The sequence below is a fragment of the uncultured Bacillus sp. genome (assembly GCF_958411575.1).
GTDB lineage: Bacteria > Bacillota > Bacilli > Bacillales > Bacillaceae > Bacillus > Bacillus spizizenii.
In genome coordinates this window covers 333649-351312 of sequence record NZ_CATYRA010000001.1, presented here as the reverse complement: position 1 = coordinate 351312, position 17664 = coordinate 333649, and the positions used below count along the sequence as shown (strand labels likewise).

Annotated in this window: 21 protein-coding genes; 17 read left to right on the top strand and 4 right to left on the bottom strand. The window is 45.0% G+C overall.

The window, feature by feature from the left end; genetic code table 11:
- Positions 1-20 precede the first annotated feature (20 nt).
- Positions 21-542 (bottom strand): DUF2529 domain-containing protein, encoded by a 522-nt coding sequence (locus Q5C82_RS01730; protein WP_003221955.1) that lies wholly within the window; start codon positions 540-542, stop codon positions 21-23.
- A gap of 165 nt (positions 543-707) precedes the next feature.
- Between Q5C82_RS01730 and spo0F the strand changes: the two genes are divergently transcribed.
- From spo0F to Q5C82_RS01675, 11 genes are all read left to right on the top strand, one after another.
- Positions 708-1082, top strand: coding sequence for a sporulation initiation phosphotransferase Spo0F (spo0F, locus tag Q5C82_RS01725; protein WP_003227621.1), 375 nt, complete (start codon positions 708-710; stop codon positions 1080-1082).
- Positions 1083-1261: 179 nt separating this feature from the next.
- Positions 1262-2119 carry a class II fructose-bisphosphate aldolase gene (locus Q5C82_RS01720; protein WP_003221950.1) on the top strand — a complete coding sequence of 286 codons (858 nt, stop codon included), beginning with the start codon at positions 1262-1264 and terminating at the stop codon, positions 2117-2119.
- A gap of 118 nt (positions 2120-2237) precedes the next feature.
- Positions 2238-2876 (top strand): fructose-6-phosphate aldolase, encoded by a 639-nt coding sequence (fsa, locus tag Q5C82_RS01715; RefSeq protein WP_003221948.1) that lies wholly within the window; start codon positions 2238-2240, stop codon positions 2874-2876.
- Positions 2877-3254: 378 nt separating this feature from the next.
- Complete coding sequence (locus tag Q5C82_RS01710) at positions 3255-4544, top strand: UDP-N-acetylglucosamine 1-carboxyvinyltransferase (protein ID WP_003221943.1); 1290 nt, start codon at positions 3255-3257, stop codon at positions 4542-4544.
- Positions 4545-4574: 30 nt separating this feature from the next.
- Positions 4575-5540 carry a class II fructose-bisphosphatase gene (glpX, locus tag Q5C82_RS01705; protein WP_003221941.1) on the top strand — a complete coding sequence of 322 codons (966 nt, stop codon included), beginning with the start codon at positions 4575-4577 and terminating at the stop codon, positions 5538-5540.
- 211 nt (positions 5541-5751) lie between these two features.
- Positions 5752-5946: a hypothetical protein gene (locus Q5C82_RS01700; RefSeq protein ID WP_013308072.1), complete on the top strand. Its 195-nt coding sequence runs from the start codon at positions 5752-5754 to the stop codon at positions 5944-5946.
- Positions 5943-7226: a transcription termination factor Rho gene (gene rho, locus Q5C82_RS01695; RefSeq protein WP_003221939.1), complete on the top strand. Its 1284-nt coding sequence runs from the start codon at positions 5943-5945 to the stop codon at positions 7224-7226. The genes Q5C82_RS01700 and rho overlap by 4 nt, the downstream gene beginning before the upstream one ends.
- A gap of 118 nt (positions 7227-7344) precedes the next feature.
- A complete protein-coding gene (rpmE, locus tag Q5C82_RS01690; protein WP_003151132.1) occupies positions 7345-7545 on the top strand; it encodes a 50S ribosomal protein L31 in 201 nt (66 codons plus the stop codon).
- An 88-nt stretch (positions 7546-7633) separates the two neighbouring features.
- Positions 7634-8221, top strand: coding sequence for a thymidine kinase (locus Q5C82_RS01685; protein ID WP_003221936.1), 588 nt, complete (start codon positions 7634-7636; stop codon positions 8219-8221).
- A gap of 288 nt (positions 8222-8509) precedes the next feature.
- The gene (gene malS, locus Q5C82_RS01680; protein ID WP_003221934.1) at positions 8510-10207 is read left to right on the top strand and encodes an oxaloacetate-decarboxylating malate dehydrogenase; all 1698 of its coding nucleotides are present in this window, start codon (positions 8510-8512) and stop codon (positions 10205-10207) included.
- 81 nt (positions 10208-10288) lie between these two features.
- The gene (locus tag Q5C82_RS01675) at positions 10289-11245 is read left to right on the top strand and encodes an AEC family transporter (RefSeq protein ID WP_003221932.1); all 957 of its coding nucleotides are present in this window, start codon (positions 10289-10291) and stop codon (positions 11243-11245) included.
- A gap of 34 nt (positions 11246-11279) precedes the next feature.
- Here Q5C82_RS01675 and racA read toward each other — a convergent pair whose 3' ends face one another.
- Both racA and Q5C82_RS01665 read right to left on the bottom strand, forming a co-directional pair.
- On the bottom strand, positions 11280-11834 hold the full coding sequence (racA, locus tag Q5C82_RS01670; RefSeq protein ID WP_003221930.1) for a chromosome-anchoring protein RacA: 555 nt from the start codon (positions 11832-11834) through the stop codon (positions 11280-11282).
- Between the two features lie 121 nt (positions 11835-11955).
- Positions 11956-12342 (bottom strand): VOC family protein, encoded by a 387-nt coding sequence (locus Q5C82_RS01665; RefSeq protein ID WP_013308071.1) that lies wholly within the window; start codon positions 12340-12342, stop codon positions 11956-11958.
- A gap of 125 nt (positions 12343-12467) precedes the next feature.
- On the opposite strand from Q5C82_RS01665, the gene prfA reads away from it, so the two are divergent.
- The 3 genes from prfA to Q5C82_RS01650 all read left to right on the top strand — a co-directional run bounded on the left by prfA (position 12468) and on the right by Q5C82_RS01650 (position 14752).
- On the top strand, positions 12468-13538 hold the full coding sequence (prfA, locus tag Q5C82_RS01660; protein ID WP_003221928.1) for a peptide chain release factor 1: 1071 nt from the start codon (positions 12468-12470) through the stop codon (positions 13536-13538).
- 1 nt (position 13539) lies between these two features.
- Positions 13540-14406 (top strand): peptide chain release factor N(5)-glutamine methyltransferase, encoded by an 867-nt coding sequence (prmC, locus tag Q5C82_RS01655; protein ID WP_003221927.1) that lies wholly within the window; start codon positions 13540-13542, stop codon positions 14404-14406.
- Positions 14407-14467: 61 nt separating this feature from the next.
- Positions 14468-14752, top strand: coding sequence for a DUF5316 family protein (locus tag Q5C82_RS01650; protein WP_003221925.1), 285 nt, complete (start codon positions 14468-14470; stop codon positions 14750-14752).
- A gap of 18 nt (positions 14753-14770) precedes the next feature.
- On the opposite strand, the gene Q5C82_RS01645 is transcribed toward Q5C82_RS01650, so the two are convergent.
- A complete protein-coding gene (locus Q5C82_RS01645; protein ID WP_003221923.1) occupies positions 14771-15133 on the bottom strand; it encodes a UPF0715 family protein in 363 nt (120 codons plus the stop codon).
- 140 nt (positions 15134-15273) lie between these two features.
- On the opposite strand from Q5C82_RS01645, the gene spoIIR reads away from it, so the two are divergent.
- The 3 genes from spoIIR to Q5C82_RS01630 all read left to right on the top strand — a co-directional run bounded on the left by spoIIR (position 15274) and on the right by Q5C82_RS01630 (position 17656).
- Positions 15274-15948 carry a stage II sporulation protein R gene (gene spoIIR / locus Q5C82_RS01640; protein ID WP_003221921.1) on the top strand — a complete coding sequence of 225 codons (675 nt, stop codon included), beginning with the start codon at positions 15274-15276 and terminating at the stop codon, positions 15946-15948.
- Positions 15949-16014: 66 nt separating this feature from the next.
- On the top strand, positions 16015-16458 hold the full coding sequence (locus tag Q5C82_RS01635; protein ID WP_032727380.1) for a GNAT family N-acetyltransferase: 444 nt from the start codon (positions 16015-16017) through the stop codon (positions 16456-16458).
- 157 nt (positions 16459-16615) lie between these two features.
- Positions 16616-17656, top strand: coding sequence for an L-threonylcarbamoyladenylate synthase (locus Q5C82_RS01630; RefSeq protein WP_003221917.1), 1041 nt, complete (start codon positions 16616-16618; stop codon positions 17654-17656).
- The last annotated feature ends 8 nt before the right edge of the window (positions 17657-17664 follow it).

Sequence of the window (17664 nt, the reverse complement as noted above, 5' to 3'; positions counted from 1 at the left end):
GCAGCATGTACAATAAGATATTATGCATACTCTTGCAGAATTTCTTTTAATATAAACGATAAAGCATGGTAGACATACAGTGCTGTCATTAAAGAGGGAAATCCATAACGGGTGCCGTCTTCATCGGGAACGAGCGGCATTTTTAATTTAGAATCAATATGCACATCGCAATATTGTTCAATTCCCGCACTGTCTTTGGCTGCCGGCGATACGCATACGACTCCCGTACCTTTTTCATAAAGCTCTTTCGCGAGCGCCTGCTCTTCGGCTGTGCCGGTCCCTGAGCAAAACATCAGCACCCTGTCGCTTTCTGTCACTTCCTCAGCGCTTTCTGGAAAGGCTTTGACAGATGGGAAGGGTTCGCTGCTTTCGGTGGCCTCATAAAAGACGCCCTGAAGCTCATTAGCTCCGTATAAATAAATGGAATGCCCGCTGATCACCGCTTGAGCAAGCAGCCGCGCCCCATCTTCAATCGCGTCAGATTCCTTATCCTGAATGCGGGAAAAAATACCTGTTAACTGCGTCGTAAATATTTTCAACATAAGTGAATCCTCCTTTATAACGTACAATATCAGTATACAACAAAAGAGAAAATGCTCAGAAAATGTCGTAAAGTAGACTATTATAATTAAAGGAAATAGGAAAATCAAACAGAATACATACACTACTGCTTACTTTTGACGAAAATCATAATATTGGGGTGTAAAATGATGAATGAAAAAATTTTAATCGTTGATGATCAATACGGCATACGTATTTTGCTTAACGAAGTATTCAATAAAGAAGGCTACCAGACGTTTCAGGCTGCAAACGGCCTGCAGGCGCTTGACATCGTGACAAAAGAACGGCCCGACCTTGTGCTTCTGGACATGAAAATTCCCGGCATGGATGGTATTGAAATCTTAAAACGGATGAAGGTCATTGACGAAAACATCCGTGTGATTATCATGACGGCATACGGAGAGCTCGACATGATCCAGGAATCAAAGGAACTGGGCGCTTTGACGCACTTTGCGAAGCCATTTGACATCGACGAAATCAGAGACGCCGTGAAAAAATATCTGCCCCTGAAGTCTAACTGACAAAAAGAAGAAACAAATGAATGATGTCATTGTGTTGCCGATTTGTCGAAAAGTTGGTATTCTAGTTATGGAGAAAAAGCGATCTGGTATTTACATATGACAGCAATAGATGGGTCATGCTAGGGTGGAAAGCTTTTTTCGCTAGAAGACAATCAGGCTACATAAGGAGGACATTCGACATGCCTTTAGTTTCTATGACGGAAATGTTGAATACAGCTAAAGAAAAAGGTTATGCTGTAGGACAATTTAACTTAAACAACCTTGAGTTTACTCAAGCCATTTTACAAGCAGCTGAAGAAGAAAAATCTCCAGTGATCCTTGGTGTTTCCGAAGGTGCGGGACGCTACATGGGCGGCTTCAAAACAGTCGTTGCTATGGTAAAAGCACTTATGGAAGAGTACAAAGTGACAGTTCCTGTTGCGATTCACTTAGACCACGGTTCAAGCTTTGAATCTTGTGCGAAAGCGATTCATGCAGGTTTCACATCTGTAATGATCGACGCTTCTCACCATCCATTTGAAGAAAACGTAGCAACAACTTCTAAAGTTGTTGAGCTTGCTCATTTCCACGGAGTATCTGTAGAAGCTGAGCTTGGAACAGTCGGCGGACAAGAAGATGACGTTATTGCTGAAGGCGTAATCTACGCTGACCCTAAAGAGTGCCAAGAGCTTGTTGAGCGCACGGGCATCGACTGCCTTGCACCTGCATTAGGTTCTGTTCACGGCCCTTACAAAGGTGAGCCAAACCTTGGCTTCAAAGAGATGGAAGAGATCGGAAACACAACTGGTCTTCCGCTAGTTCTTCACGGCGGTACTGGAATTCCGACTGCTGACATCAAAAAATCAATTTCACTTGGTACAGCTAAAATCAACGTGAATACTGAAAACCAAATTTCTTCTGCAAAAGCTGTTCGCGAAACATTGGCAGCTAAGCCTGACGAGTACGATCCACGTAAATATCTTGGACCAGCTCGTGAAGCGATCAAAGAAACAGTTATCGGTAAAATGCGTGAATTTGGTTCTTCAAACCAAGCTTAATTCAATTGGAACGTTTATAACCGCCTGACAGCTTGACAGGCGGTTTTCCGTCTATCTTTAGAAAGCGCAATCATATTCACAGTTCAGAAAATTTCTTAATCAGGGAGGCTTTTTGAAAATGTTATTCTTTGTTGATACAGCCAATATTGATGAAATTAAAGAAGCGAATGAATTAGGAATTCTCGCCGGTGTAACGACGAATCCTAGTTTAGTAGCAAAAGAAGCTAACGTATCATTCCACGACCGTCTTCGCGAGATCACAGACGTCGTGAAAGGCTCTGTAAGCGCGGAAGTTATTTCTTTAAAAGCTGAGGAAATGATCGAGGAAGGAAAAGAACTGGCGAAAATCGCTCCGAACATTACGGTGAAAATCCCGATGACGTCTGATGGCTTAAAAGCGGTAAGAGCACTTACTGACTTAGGCATCAAAACAAACGTCACATTGATCTTCAATGCCAACCAGGCGCTTCTCGCTGCCAGAGCTGGGGCAACGTATGTATCTCCATTCCTGGGACGTTTAGATGACATCGGCCACAACGGACTTGACCTGATTTCAGACGTCAAAACGATTTTTGACATTCACGGTCTTGACACGCAAATCATTGCAGCGTCAATCCGCCATCCGCAGCACGTGACAGAAGCCGCTCTAAGAGGGGCTCATATCGGCACAATGCCGCTGAAAGTCATTCATGCGCTCACTAAGCATCCGTTAACAGACAAAGGAATTGAACAATTCCTGGCAGACTGGAATAAATAATGGCAAAGGGCGGCAAACAGTTTTATGCCTGTTTGCCGCGGCCTTTGTTTTTCACCGTCTGATACAGCGGACCTACAGATGCTGACGCCGCTTTACAGAGAAGGAATCATTGGGCTGCAGAAGCTGATATCGGAATGAAGGGTTTGCGTACTGCTTTTGCCGGATGACGACGATGTCTCTCGAGCCGGCGGGTCTCTGTGCAACTTTCGAAACCTGTACCCCGCAAAGCTTCGCTATTTTCTTCTTGATATTTTACAATGTGTTGTATTCTTTCTCTTCGAATTGGCTAGATTTTGGACATGAGCTTTATTTGCAGAGACAGAATAAAATGACATTTTATTTAGCTCCGCAGCTATCTTCTTATGGAAGGAGACTATCATGGAAAAGTTGAATATTGCCGGCGGTGACTCGTTAAACGGTACAGTACATATCAGCGGCGCTAAAAATAGTGCTGTCGCATTAATACCTGCAACCATTTTGGCAAATTCCGAGGTGACAATTGAAGGGCTTCCAGAGATTTCAGATATTGAAACGCTGCGTGACCTGTTAAAGGAAATCGGCGGCAACGTGCATTTTGAGAATGGGGAAATGGTTGTTGACCCCACGTCGATGATCAGCATGCCGCTTCCTAACGGGAAAGTAAAAAAGCTTCGCGCGTCGTATTATTTAATGGGGGCAATGCTCGGCCGCTTCAAGCAGGCCGTCATCGGATTGCCTGGCGGCTGCCACTTGGGGCCCCGTCCGATTGATCAGCATATCAAAGGCTTTGAAGCGTTAGGGGCAGAAGTGACCAATGAACAGGGTGCTATTTATTTGCGTGCTGAAAGGCTGAGAGGCGCACGTATTTATTTAGATGTCGTAAGCGTAGGGGCAACCATTAACATTATGCTTGCCGCTGTTTTGGCAGAAGGAAAAACGATCATCGAAAACGCTGCCAAGGAGCCTGAGATCATTGATGTCGCGACACTGCTTACCAGCATGGGAGCCAAAATCAAAGGTGCGGGAACCAATGTGATCCGAATCGACGGCGTGAAGGAACTGCACGGCTGCAAGCATACGATCATACCGGACAGAATTGAGGCCGGGACGTTTATGATTGCAGGAGCTGCAATGGGCAAGGAAGTTATTATCGATAATGTGATTCCCACCCATCTTGAGTCGTTAACGGCAAAGCTGAGAGAAATGGGCTATCATATCGAAACAAGCGACGACCAGCTTCTCATTGTCGGCGGGCAGAAGCACTTAAAGCCGGTTGATGTCAAAACCCTTGTATACCCGGGCTTTCCGACTGATCTGCAGCAGCCGATGACGGCGCTCCTGACAAGGGCAAAAGGGACAAGCGTCGTAACAGACACCATCTACTCGGCAAGATTCAAGCATATTGATGAGCTGAGACGGATGGGTGCCAATATGAAAGTAGAAGGCAGATCTGCCATCATCACAGGTCCTGTCGCGCTTCAAGGCGCAAAAGTGAAGGCGAGCGATCTGCGTGCCGGAGCCTGTCTGGTGGTAGCCGGATTGATGGCTGACGGCGTCACGGAAATTACGGGTCTGGAGCATATTGACCGCGGATACAGCAGCCTTGAGAAGAAGCTTGAGGGGCTTGGAGCGACAATCTGGCGTGAAAGAATGACTGACGAAGAAATAGAACAGCTTCAAAATTCATAATGGTTTCTGGTGAGAGGAGATCGTGTTGAAATGGAAAGAAGTTTATCAATGGAATTGGTACGTGTGACCGAAGCTGCGGCATTGGCATCTGCAAGATGGATGGGTCGGGGAAAAAAAGATGAGGCTGATGAAGCGGCAACGAGCGCAATGAGAGACGTTTTTGATACAGTTCCGATGAAAGGGACCGTTGTGATCGGTGAAGGCGAAATGGACGAAGCGCCGATGCTGTATATCGGGGAAAAACTCGGAAACGGGTACGGCCCGCGCGTCGATGTCGCAGTTGACCCTCTTGAAGGCACAAACATCCTAGCAAGCGGCGGCTGGAACGCGCTGACGGTTATTGCGGTAGCAGACCACGGCACGCTTCTGAACGCTCCTGACATGTATATGCAAAAAATCGCAGTCGGTCCGGAAGCGGTGGGCTGCATTGATATTGAAGCACCTGTCATTGATAACCTTAAAGCGGTGGCAAAAGCCAAAAACAAGGACGTTGAGGACGTCGTTGCCACAATCTTAAACCGTGAAAGACACGCAAACATTATTTCTGAACTTCGTGAGGCCGGCGCCAGAATCAAATTGATCAATGATGGCGATGTCGCAGGCGCCATCAACACGGCTTTCGACCACACGGGCGTTGACATCCTGTTCGGATCTGGAGGAGCTCCCGAGGGTGTGCTTTCTGCTGTTGCGTTAAAAGCGCTGGGCGGAGAAATTATCGGTAAACTTCTTCCGCAAAGCGAAGAAGAAATCACACGCTGCAATAATATGGGTCTCGATTTAAGCAAAGTCCTTCGTATGGAAGACCTTGTGAAGGGTGATGACGCGATTTTTGCAGCTACCGGGGTAACGGACGGCGAGCTGTTAAAAGGCGTTCAATTCAAAGGCTCTGTCGGCACAACTGAAAGCTTAGTTATCCGTGCAAAATCAGGTACTGTCCGCTTCGTTGACGGCAGACACAGCCTGAAAAAGAAACCAAATCTTGTAATCCGTCCATAACATAGAAAAAGCGGGTGTGAGCCCGCTTTTCTTTTGCAGAAAAGCGTCAACTCTATCAATTCCGTGTCAAAACCTTATTTCAGTTGAATAATTTTTTGAAATAAGGTAAAAATAAAGAGTGCTGCGAATTTTACTGCGTAATTCCTTCTTTTAAGCACTAGGAAAGTTTCAATTTCTACCGCATACAGACGATATAAGTATTGATCTTCTCATGTTTTTGTCCTCGCTTCCTTCAAAACTCATTAAGACAATCCTTTTAACAAAAGCGCCGATCATGGGTGGAAGTGTTACCGATAGAAGTTCCTTTATGTTAAAAAAAGAATGTGCTTTGGCGGATGTTGTGCAAAAGCAGCAGATTACATGTGCAAGTAAGATATTGACTATGAAAAGCGTGGTGTTTTTATGAAAGACGTATCTATTTCATCTTTGGAAAATATGAAATTGAAAGAGCTTTATGAACTTGCAAGACATTATAAAATCTCCTATTACAGCAAACTGACAAAAAAAGAACTCATTTTCGCCATTCTGAAAGCAAATGCAGAACAGGAAGATCTGCTGTTTATGGAAGGTGTTCTTGAGATCATCCAGTCCGAAGGTTTCGGTTTCCTGAGACCGATCAACTACTCTCCAAGCTCAGAGGACATTTACATCTCAGCTTCACAAATCCGCCGTTTCGATTTGCGGAACGGAGACAAAGTATCGGGCAAGGTTCGCCCGCCAAAAGAAAATGAGCGTTACTATGGACTTTTGCACGTTGAAGCAGTAAACGGGGATGATCCCGAATCAGCAAAAGAGCGTGTGCATTTCCCGGCTCTTACACCTCTTTATCCAGACCGTCAAATGGTGCTTGAAACAAAGCCAAACTTCTTGTCTACAAGAATAATGGACATGATGGCACCGGTTGGATTTGGACAGCGCGGTTTGATTGTTGCGCCTCCAAAAGCCGGAAAAACGATGCTGCTGAAGGAAATTGCCAACAGCATTACAGCAAACCAGCCTGAAGCAGAGCTCATCGTGCTTTTGATCGACGAAAGACCAGAGGAAGTGACCGATATCGAGCGTTCCGTAGCTGGGGATGTCGTTAGCTCAACGTTTGATGAAGTGCCGGAAAACCATATTAAAGTGGCCGAGCTTGTGCTTGAGCGCGCGATGCGTCTCGTGGAACACAAAAAAGATGTCATCATCCTGATGGACAGCATCACACGCCTTGCCCGCGCCTACAACTTAGTGATTCCGCCGAGCGGAAGAACGCTTTCTGGGGGGATTGATCCAGCAGCGTTCCACCGTCCGAAACGCTTCTTCGGGGCTGCGAGAAATATCGAAGAGGGCGGCAGCTTAACTATCCTTGCTACGGCTCTTGTTGATACAGGGTCACGTATGGATGATGTCATTTATGAAGAATTCAAGGGAACAGGCAACATGGAGCTTCACCTTGACCGTTCTCTGGCAGAGCGCCGCATCTTCCCGGCCATCGATATCCGCCGTTCGGGAACGCGCAAGGAAGAGCTGCTTGTGCCTAAAGAGCACCTTGATCGTTTATGGTCTATCCGCAAAACGATGTCTGATTCACCTGATTTCGCAGAAAAATTCATGAGAAAAATGAAAAAAACCAAAACAAACCAGGAATTTTTCGATATTCTCAATCAAGAATGGAAACAGGCAAATCTATCATCTGCTAGACGATAAATTGTATTTGCAAAAGAAGTAAATCACTGATATAATTTTCTCATATGCGTTTCGGACAATGCTCCGAAATAATAACTCTGTTTCCACACGGGATTCAGGGCGGAAGGAGATGGATACAATGAAAGCAGGAATTCATCCTAATTTCAAAAAAGCAACAGTTAAATGCGCTTGCGGAAATGAATTTGAAACAGGCTCAGTAAAAGAAGAGGTACGCGTTGAGATTTGCTCTGAATGCCACCCATTCTACACTGGCCGTCAAAAATTCGCTTCTGCTGATGGTCGTGTTGATCGCTTTAACAAAAAATACGGTCTTAAGTAATAATAGATTTTTCAACAGGCAAGAAGCACTCTTGCCTGTTTTTTATATTGTCTAAAACACACAGCTGGCAGAGAGGAGAGCGACGCCTATGTACATAATGAAACAAAGCGGGTGGCTTGAGCTGATTTGCGGCAGCATGTTCTCGGGGAAATCTGAAGAGCTGATCAGAAGAGTGAAGAGAGCGACTTACGCCAAGCAGGAAGTCAGGGTATTTAAACCTGTGATTGATAATCGATACAGCGAAGATGCTGTTGTCTCCCATAATGGAACATCAATGACGAGCTATTCCATTTCTTCTGCTGCGGACATTTGGGATCACATCAGTGAGAGTACGGATGTGATTGCGGTTGATGAAGTGCAGTTTTTTGATGAGGAAATTATTGAGGTTTTATCATCTCTTGCCGATAAAGGCTACCGTGTGATTGCGGCGGGCCTTGATATGGATTTTAGGGGAGAGCCGTTCGGCGTCGTCCCGAGTATTATGGCGATTGCGGAAAGTGTGACGAAGCTGCAAGCCGTCTGTTCTGTCTGCGGATCACCGGCGAGCAGAACACAGCGCCTAATTGACGGTAAACCTGCTTCTTACGATGATCCGGTCATTTTGGTGGGCGCATCCGAATCGTATGAAGCAAGATGCAGACATCACCACGAAGTCCTTGGAAAATCTAAAAAATAGTCCAAAACATGGGTCTAAAGATAGAAAACACCGGCTAAAAACACCGGTGTTTTTTTTATATTCTGATAATATATAATTAAAAAATTTAATTAAGTGTATTAAAAAATTAACTAATTTTCTTCCCTTGAATTTTGATTTTGACAGGCATACAATAGCTTACGTAATGTAAATAGTTTTGAGACATTGTTCGAATAATTGTCACAAAGTCGCATAAAGATCATGATCGGTATTTTTTAGATGGGTTATTACTTAACTTGGTTAACTATTTCAAGAAAGAAGGAGATTTGCTTGAATAACATAAAAAAAACGAAAGAAGGCCACTTAGAAACAACTCTTAGAGGAAAAGAAGTTTTATCTATTCCTACTTTGAATAAAGGCGTTGCTTTTTCAATAGAAGAAAGACAAGAGCTTGGCTTAGAAGGACTTCTGCCGCCAACTGTACTTTCTCTTGATCAACAAGCACAACGCGCATACGAGCAATTCCAAGCGCAGCCTGACCGCCTTCGTCAAAATGTTTACTTAAGTGATCTTGCAAACCGTAACGAAGTTCTTTTCTATAAATTGCTGAAAAACCATCTTCGCGAAATGCTTCCTGTTGTATACACACCAACAGTTGGTGAAGCGATTCAGGAATACAGCCATGAATATAGAAGACCTCAAGGTATCTACTTGTCAATCGACAATATTGACGGTATTGAAAAAGCTTTTGAAAACCTTCATGCGACAGCAGGCGATATTGATCTTATCGTTGCCACTGACTCTGAAAGTATTCTCGGTATCGGTGACTGGGGTGTAGGCGGTATTAACATCGCAATCGGTAAATTGGCGGTTTACACTGCTGCAGCTGGGATTGACCCTAGCCGTGTTATCCCGGTAGTACTTGATGTCGGTACAAACAACGAAAAACTTCTGAATGATCCTTTATATATTGGTAACAAGCATGAACGTGTTCAAGGCGAACGCTATGAAGCTTTCATTGACGCTTATGTAAAAGCAGCATTGAAATTCTTCCCTAAAGCACTTCTTCACTGGGAAGACCTTGGTAACAAAAATGCACGCAATATCATGAAAAAATACAACCATGAAATTCTTACATTTAATGATGATATCCAAGGTACAGGCGCGATCACACTCGCTGGTGTGCTTGCCGCTATGAAGAAAACTGGCGCTTCTATTAAAGATCAGCGTGTTGTTGTCTTCGGTGCTGGTTCTGCTGGTATCGGTATTGCTGACCAAATCCGTGACACCATGGTGCTTGCTGGACTATCTGAAGAAGAAGCTAACAAACGCTTCTACACAATTGATTACAGAGGCTTGCTGACTGAAGAAATCGAAGGCATCCTTGATTTCCAAAAACCTTACCTTCGCACGACAGATGAAGTGAAAGACTGGAAACGTGATGAAAAAGGCCAAATTCCATTCGATGAAGTGGTTCGCCAAGCGAAACCAACTATCTTGATTGGTACTTCAGGGGTTTCAGGTGCGTTCACAGAGGAAATTGTGAAAGAGATGGCATCTCACGTAGACCGTCCGGTTATCATGCCGATGTCTAACCCGACTCACCTTGCTGAAGCAGTTCCTGAAGATCTGTTCAAATGGACTGACGGAAAAGTGCTTATTGCAACAGGAAGCCCATTTGACAATGTAGAATACAACGGTGTTTCTTATGAAATCGGACAATCTAACAACGCATTCGCGTTCCCTGGTCTTGGACTTGGTTCAATTGTAGCTGAAGCGCGTATCATTACGCCTGCTATGTTTGCTGCAACTGCTGATGCGATTGCTGAAATGGTTGATCTTGAAACACCTGGAGCAGGATTGCTTCCAAGCATTGACAAGCTTCAAGAAGTTTCTATTCAAGTTGCGATTGCCGTTGCTGAAGCAGCTATTAAAGATGGCGTAGCAAATCGTCAGCCAGAAGATGTGAAACAAGCGGTTCTTGATGCAATGTGGACACCGGAATACAAAAAAGTCATCGCGAAATAATTAGCGAGTAAATTTTTTCGTCCGAGGGAAAGCTTTTTGTAAAGCTAAAGTATACGGACATAGGATTTGGAGGAGAATATTTTGAGCATCTTAGATATCTTAATCCTCCTGGCGCCGATTTTCTTTGTTATCGTGCTGGGTTGGTTTGCAGGACATTTTGGAAGTTATGATGCCAAGTCGGCAAAAGGGGTAAGTACGTTAGTAACGAAATACGCACTTCCAGCTCACTTTATCGCTGGTATTTTGACAACTTCCAGAAGTGAATTTTTATCCCAAATTCCATTAATGGTTTCTTTAATTATTGGGATTGTTGGTTTCTATATCGTTATTTTATTGCTTTGCAGATTTGTGTTTAAATATGATTTAACGAACTCATCCGTATTTTCTTTGAACTCTGCACAGCCGACATTCGCATTTATGGGTATTCCTGTACTGGGAAGCTTGTTCGGTGCGCAAGAGGTTGCGATTCCGATCGCGGTTACAGGTATCGTTGTTAATGCGATTCTTGATCCGCTTGCGATTATTATTGCTACTGTCGGTGAGTCTTCTAAGAAAAACGAAGAGGGCGGCGACAGCTTCTGGAAGATGACAGGAAAATCAATCCTGCACGGTCTTTCTGAGCCGCTTGCAGCTGCTCCGTTAATCAGTATGATCTTAGTGCTTTGCGGTGTCACTCTTCCTGAGCTGGGTGTTAAAATGCTCGATCAGCTTGGAAGCACAACATCTGGTGTTGCTCTCTTTGCTGTCGGTGTTACCGTTGGTATCCGCAGTATCAAACTCAGCGTACCGGCATTTGGTATTGCGTTACTCAAAGTTGCGGTTCAGCCTGCGTTAATGTTCCTGATTGCTCTTGCAGTCGGACTTCCAGCTGACCAAACAACAAAAGCGATCCTTCTTGTTGCATTCCCTGGTTCTGCTGTTGCGGCCATGATTGCAACTCGTTTCGAGAAACAAGAGGAAGAAACAGCTTCTGCGTTTGTGATCAGTGCGATTCTGTCATTGATTTCACTTCCGATCATTATCGCGCTTACTGCGTAATCAAAAAAGCTCCCTTTATGGGGAGCTTTTTGCTTTAGGTTTGAAATTTGAACAGTGACAACAGCGGTTTTTTTCTTGTTTTGGTTTTTTCGGAAGCAGCAGCAGTCTCGGGGATCGGCTGAGCGGTGAATTCTGTCATTTGTGAGGTCAGTGATTGCAGGTCTGCAAGGATGTCATCAATTTCTCTGCGGTGCTGAAGCAGCTGATAAGATACACCCTCATCGGCTTTTTGTTTCAGCTGGCGTTCCAGTTCCGAAATCCTTATCAGCAGTTCGTTCTCGTCCTGCCTTTGCTGTAATAGGGTGTCCAGCTTCTGTTCGAGCTGTTCGATTCGTCGTTCTGTGTCGCCGGTTGTTTTTTGGACAATGAAGCCTGTGCGTTTTTTAGTGCTTTGCGGCACATGAATATCCTGAATCGCCGTGCCTTCAGAGATTTGTTTTTGAACAGATTTTAGAACCTTCACGTCTTCTGTAGTAAACGAGTAGTGCCCGAGCTCATTGCGTTCGGCCGGAAGATTCAGCTGCTTCACCCATCGCTGCACCGTTTTTGCGGAGACGCCGAGTTCACTTGCTACCATATTTGTATTCATGATCCCATACCTCCTTTTTAGCTAGGTATTCGACCATAGAATGCGGTTCCCTTCCTGTTAGACAAAACAAGAAAAGATTCGGCAAAGAAAGTGGGTATCTCCTTTTTTTCTTCAAAAACCGTTATTGTTCATACAGCTCTAAAGGAAGCTGGTCAGGATCAAAAAAGAAGGTAAACTTTTTACCGGTCAGCGGATCTGTTCTGATCGGTTCTGTTTTGATTCCTTTTTCATGAAGCTCCTGAACAGCCTCATCCAAGTTGCCGACCGTGAAGGCGAGGTGGCGCAGGCCTGCAGCTTCAGGCCGTGTTTGGCGTGCGGGCGGATCGGGAAACGAGAACAGCTCAATGACATACGAGCCGTTAAGCGACAAATCCAGCTTATAGGAACCGCGGTCTTCGCGGTACGTTTCTTGAATCACCTGAAAACCAAGCTTATGTACGTAGAAAGCTTTCGACTTTTCAAAATCTGAACATATGATTGCAATATGATGTATGGATTTCAGCAACATCATCCCTCCTTGATTCCCAGTATAGCAGAGAAGGCTTTTCCAGCTGGGATTGAAATGCTTTTGACTGGGGTTAATCACTATACTATAATGAGAATGTTACGCACAGGAAAACAGAGGTGAAGACCGTGTTAGACCGTTTAAAGTCAATCGAAGAACGATATGAAAAATTAAATGAGCTTTTAAGCGATCCAGAAGTAGTCAACGATCCGAAAAAGCTTAGAGAATATTCAAAAGAGCAATCTGATATACAAGAAACAGTTGACGTATATAGACAATACAGAGATGCGTCAGAACAGCTGGCTGATGCAAAAGCGATGCTTGAAGAGAAGCTGGACGCTGAGATGCGCGACATGGTGAAGGAAGAGATTTCTGAACTTCAGAAGGAAACGGAAACACTGTCAGAACGCCTGAAAGTGCTCCTGATCCCGAAAGATCCTAATGACGACAAAAACGTTATCATGGAGATCCGCGGAGCTGCGGGAGGCGAGGAAGCCGCTTTATTCGCGGGTAACCTGTATAGAATGTATTCCCGTTATGCCGAGCTGCAAGGATGGAAAACAGAGGTCATGGAAGCGAGTGTAACCGGAACGGGCGGCTACAAAGAGATCATCTTTATGATTACGGGAAGCGGCGCATATTCTAAACTCAAATATGAAAACGGCGCCCATCGCGTACAGCGTGTTCCCGAAACAGAATCAGGCGGCCGTATCCATACCTCTACTGCAACAGTAGCATGTCTTCCTGAGGCAGAAGAGGTAGAGGTTGACATTCATGAGAAGGATATCCGTGTTGATACGTTTGCATCAAGCGGACCGGGCGGACAAAGCGTTAACACAACAATGTCTGCCGTTCGTCTGACGCACTTGCCGACAGGTGTTGTTGTATCATGCCAGGATGAAAAATCTCAAATCAAGAACAAAGAAAAAGCAATGAAGGTTCTCCGTGCCAGAATCTACGATAAATTTCAGCAGGAAGCCCAGGCTGAATATGATCAAACACGGAAATCAGCAGTCGGATCAGGTGACCGCTCTGAACGTATCCGCACATACAACTTCCCGCAAAACCGTGTGACGGATCACAGAATCGGCCTGACGATTCAAAAGCTTGATCAGATTCTTGAAGGAAAACTAGACGAAGTGGTTGAAGCGCTGATCGTTGAAGATCAGGCAAGTAAGCTTCAGCAAGCGGAAGGTTAAGATGAAGACGATATTTGAAGCCCTGAAATGGGCTTCTTCTTATTTAACCGAAGCGGGAAGGGAAGAAAATGCGGCCGAGCTTCTTTTGCTTTATGATACAGGAATGGACAGAAGCAAGTTGCTCGCCAGCTTACAGGAACCGATTGGCGAAGACGAACTGTATCGCTTTAAGCGTCACGTTGAGATGCATAAAGAGGGCGTGCCGGTTCAGTACATTATCGGAAAAGAGTTTTTTTACGGACGGGAATTTATGGTGAATGATGATGTGTTGATCCCACGGCCGGAAACAGAAGAGGTTGTCTATCATCTGCTTGAAAAATATCGGCATGTCTTTTCTGAAGACAGCAGGCTCGAAGTCGTTGACGTTGGTACAGGGAGCGGCGCGATAGCCGTCACGCTTGCGCTTGAAAACAAAAACTTTTCTGTGTCGGCTGTCGATATTTCGAAAGAGGCGCTGCAAGTCGCCTCTGCCAATGCGGAAACGCTTGGAGCAGATGTGCACTTTTATCAGGGCGATCTGCTTGAACCTTTTATTAAGGAAGGCAAAAAAGCGGATATTGTCGTCTCGAATCCTCCTTATATTTCAGAAGGAGAAATGGCTGATCTATCAGAGATTGTCCGTTTTCATGAGCCGCTGCACGCTCTGACCGATGGCGGAGACGGGCTAAAATTTTATAAGCGGTTTATGGAAGACATCCCGCTTGTCATGAAGGATAAGGTGTTTGTCGTTTTTGAAATCGGATGGCAACAGGGCGCAGCGGTGAAAGAGCTGATTCTCAAGACGTTTAAGGGTGCGGAAGTGGAAGTGCTGAAAGATATTAACGGAAAAGACAGAACCATATGCGCCGTGATTCATAAAGATATATAAGCAGCTTGCTGGCGAGTTGATGAATCAAGCTGTGTTAACACCGGCAAAGGGGATGTAAAAGATGAAAAATGCCCTGGCAGCAGGAATCTTGCTCATTGCGATTGAGAGCATGGTTGGCACTATTTTTCCGCAAGCTTCATATGAAACGATGTTTGGCGTTGCGTCTCTCGTTTTGATTGGGCTTGCGATCATCACATCGGGTTTGGCTGTAAGCGGAAGCGATCAGCGGGCAAACTACCATTCAGAAACCAAAGAAGGCCGTACCGCCCGCTTGAAAATGGCGGCTGCTTTCTTTGTTGCGGCGATACCTTCTATTCTATGTTATTTGCTGACGGTTTTGTTTTAATGAAAAAAGGAAGCCTCTTTAGGCTTCCTTTTTTTGCAGTAAAACAGAATCCCATATCCAATAGACAAGAGCTGTTAATACAGCGAAAAGGTAGAAGGCTGTATTTTGAAACAGAGATTGTCCCGAAGGCTGCAGCACGCCGAAAATGATCGCGTTGGCAATAAAAGCCGCGACAAGGTAATACAGCAAATACAAAGGGCTGAACCGTTTCGGTTTTTTATTCATCATGAATTGAAGCGGCAGCGCGAATATCAAATAAGGGAACAGAAAATAAAATGCCATCGTGATGACAGCGGCAATGATAAATGAATGAATATAGATAATCGAATAAAGAACTGACATCGTGAATGCTGATAACAGCACTGTATAATTATATTTCATCTTAAACCTCCTAAAACACTATCGTACCATAAATTAGATTAACAGCTTGCTAGATTTTTTTCACCCTGTACGTTTACCTTAGGCTCTCCTTGTCCATAATAGGGCTAGAAACAAAGCACGGAGAGGAACGGTGGGGACCGATGAAAAAAACAGTAATCATATGTATATATATCTTTCTTTTATTATCCGGAGCGCTTGTAGGGCTGGCAAAAGAAGAGACGGCACAGCGATCAGAAAATCAGCCGGTGGTCATACCGGACGAGGCGATCCGCTTGAGAATATTGGCAAACAGCGATCGTGACGCGGACCAAGAATTAAAGCGTCATATCAGAGACGCGGTCAATAAAGAAATTACAACATGGGTAGAGGATATCACTTCTATAGCTGAAGCCCGGCGTGTGATTCGCTCAAAACTGCCTGAAATCAAAGCAATTGCAAAGGAAACAATGGAGAAAGAAGGAGCGAACCAATCGATATCCGTTGATTTTGACAAAATCTCATTTCCGACAAAGCTTTATGGCAACATGGTATATCCGGCTGGTGAGTATGAAGCGATTCTGATTACGCTTGGAAACGGCGACGGCGCCAACTGGTGGTGTGTGCTGTTCCCGCCGCTCTGCTTTCTCGATTTTTCTAACGGGGAAGCCGTCAAAGAACAAGAAGATAAAGAAGCCTCAAAAAAGCAGAATGAGAAAGTGCTTGAGGACGTAACCGCTAAAGCGGAAAAAGCCAAAAAAGCAGAGAAAGAAGAGAAGGAAGACGGCACAGAAGTAAAATTCTTCTTAGTCGAATGGATTTCCGACCTTTTTTCCTAATCACCTGGTCTAAAAATAGATTTGCCTCATAGATTGGAAGAAAGAATGCAAAAACGGGGTGAACGGATGTTTTATCAACTGCGGGTGGCAAGGGAAAAAGACGGAGACGTGCTCGAGGAATTTTTAAAACAGGCGAAAACCAATCATGAAGGCGTGAAAGAAGGCTTCACCCAGTTTCTTATGCTGGAGGACAGCGAGAAAAACATTGCCGGCTGTCTCGGAATTGAAAAAATAAGCTGTGATCAAGGGCTGCTGCGGTCACTTGTCATATCGGACAAGCTTAACCAAGGTCATATCGTCACGCTATTTCAAAGCATGGAGGTGCTGTGCGAAAAGCATCAGATCAAAACAGTATATCTAGTAGCGAATCAACATTCCTCTGCTGACTTCCTGGCGGCGCTGGGATTTGAACCAGCTGAAAGCGTACCTGAAGAGCTGTTTTCTTCTGATCACTTCTGTGAATCGCGGCAAACCGAAGGGGCCGTCTTGATGAAAAAAGCGTCTGGATAAGTGTGATTTATACACATACTTATCCACTTCTTCATTAGCGTTGTCCACAATTTGTGGATAACGCTTGTTTTATTACAGGACATCTTTTATACTTTCAAAAGGATTACACGCGTAAAACAATCGTTTTATTGTTGTGAATAAGGAGTTTGGTCAGAAAATGAAAACGAAAAGATGGTTTGTGGATGTAACTGACGAGTTATCCACAAATGATCCACAAATTGCACAAGCAGCTGCTTTGCTCCGAGAAAATGAGGTCGTTGCGTTCCCGACAGAAACGGTATACGGTCTCGGCGCAAACGCGAAAAACACAGATGCTGTCAAAAAAATATATAAGGCAAAGGGGCGGCCGAGCGATAATCCCCTGATTGTCCACATTGCGGACATCAGTCAGCTTGACGGTTTAACGGGTCCGGCGCCGGAAAAGGCAAAAACATTGATGAAACGGTTTTGGCCCGGAGCACTTACGCTCATTCTGCCTTGCAAACCTGGTGCGCTCTCACCTCGTGTAACGGCAGGGCTTGAAACGGTTGCCATTAGGATGCCGGATCATCCGCTTGCCCTAGCACTGATTCGCGAGTCGGGTTTGCCGATTGCGGCACCTAGCGCCAATCTATCAGGCAAGCCAAGTCCGACAAAGGCGGAACATGTGGCTCACGACTTGGATGGCCGAATCGCTGGAATTATGGACGGAGGCCCTACCGGGATTGGGGTCGAATCAACCGTACTATCATGTGCGGGCGACATCCCTGTTCTCCTGCGCCCAGGTGGCATTACAAAAGAACAAATTGAAGCGGAAATCGGACCGATCCTTGTGGATAAAGGACTCAGCGATCAAAATGAGAAGCCGATTTCTCCAGGGATGAAATATACACATTATGCGCCGACAGCACCGCTTGCTATTTGTGAAGGCGGCCCAGAGCGCATTCAGCATCTCATTCAAGAATATCAACAGGGCGGAAGACGGGTCGGTGTCCTGACGACAGAAGAAAACGCGGGTGTTTATTCCGCTGATTATGTGAAGAGCTGCGGCAGACGGGCTCAGCTTGAGACTGTTGCGGCAGCGCTGTACGATGCTTTACGCAGTTTTGATGAGAATAAGGTGGATTTTATTATTGCGGAATCCTTTCCAGACACGGGCGTCGGTCTCGCCATTATGAATAGGCTGATGAAAGCCGCCGGAGGAAGAGTGATTCGCTGAACACAGTC

What these genes read in the sequence shown, in the direction of transcription:
- Q5C82_RS01730 (WP_003221955.1), bottom strand. Translation starts at nt 542, where the DNA reads ATGTTGAAAATATTTACGACGCAGTTAACAGGTATTTTTTCCCGCATT.
- spo0F (WP_003227621.1), top strand. Translation starts at nt 708, where the DNA reads ATGATGAATGAAAAAATTTTAATCGTTGATGATCAATACGGCATACGT.
- Q5C82_RS01720 (WP_003221950.1), top strand. Translation starts at nt 1,262, where the DNA reads ATGCCTTTAGTTTCTATGACGGAAATGTTGAATACAGCTAAAGAAAAA.
- fsa (WP_003221948.1), top strand. Translation starts at nt 2,238, where the DNA reads ATGTTATTCTTTGTTGATACAGCCAATATTGATGAAATTAAAGAAGCG.
- Q5C82_RS01710 (WP_003221943.1), top strand. Translation starts at nt 3,255, where the DNA reads ATGGAAAAGTTGAATATTGCCGGCGGTGACTCGTTAAACGGTACAGTA.
- glpX (WP_003221941.1), top strand. Translation starts at nt 4,575, where the DNA reads ATGGAAAGAAGTTTATCAATGGAATTGGTACGTGTGACCGAAGCTGCG.
- Q5C82_RS01700 (WP_013308072.1), top strand. Translation starts at nt 5,752, where the DNA reads ATGTTTTTGTCCTCGCTTCCTTCAAAACTCATTAAGACAATCCTTTTA.
- rho (WP_003221939.1), top strand. Translation starts at nt 5,943, where the DNA reads ATGAAAGACGTATCTATTTCATCTTTGGAAAATATGAAATTGAAAGAG.
- rpmE (WP_003151132.1), top strand. Translation starts at nt 7,345, where the DNA reads ATGAAAGCAGGAATTCATCCTAATTTCAAAAAAGCAACAGTTAAATGC.
- Q5C82_RS01685 (WP_003221936.1), top strand. Translation starts at nt 7,634, where the DNA reads ATGTACATAATGAAACAAAGCGGGTGGCTTGAGCTGATTTGCGGCAGC.
- racA (WP_003221930.1), bottom strand. Translation starts at nt 11,834, where the DNA reads ATGAATACAAATATGGTAGCAAGTGAACTCGGCGTCTCCGCAAAAACG.
- Q5C82_RS01665 (WP_013308071.1), bottom strand. Translation starts at nt 12,342, where the DNA reads ATGTTGCTGAAATCCATACATCATATTGCAATCATATGTTCAGATTTT.
- prmC (WP_003221927.1), top strand. Translation starts at nt 13,540, where the DNA reads ATGAAGACGATATTTGAAGCCCTGAAATGGGCTTCTTCTTATTTAACC.
- Q5C82_RS01650 (WP_003221925.1), top strand. Translation starts at nt 14,468, where the DNA reads ATGAAAAATGCCCTGGCAGCAGGAATCTTGCTCATTGCGATTGAGAGC.
- Q5C82_RS01645 (WP_003221923.1), bottom strand. Translation starts at nt 15,133, where the DNA reads ATGAAATATAATTATACAGTGCTGTTATCAGCATTCACGATGTCAGTT.
- spoIIR (WP_003221921.1), top strand. Translation starts at nt 15,274, where the DNA reads ATGAAAAAAACAGTAATCATATGTATATATATCTTTCTTTTATTATCC.
- Q5C82_RS01635 (WP_032727380.1), top strand. Translation starts at nt 16,015, where the DNA reads ATGTTTTATCAACTGCGGGTGGCAAGGGAAAAAGACGGAGACGTGCTC.
- Q5C82_RS01630 (WP_003221917.1), top strand. Translation starts at nt 16,616, where the DNA reads ATGAAAACGAAAAGATGGTTTGTGGATGTAACTGACGAGTTATCCACA.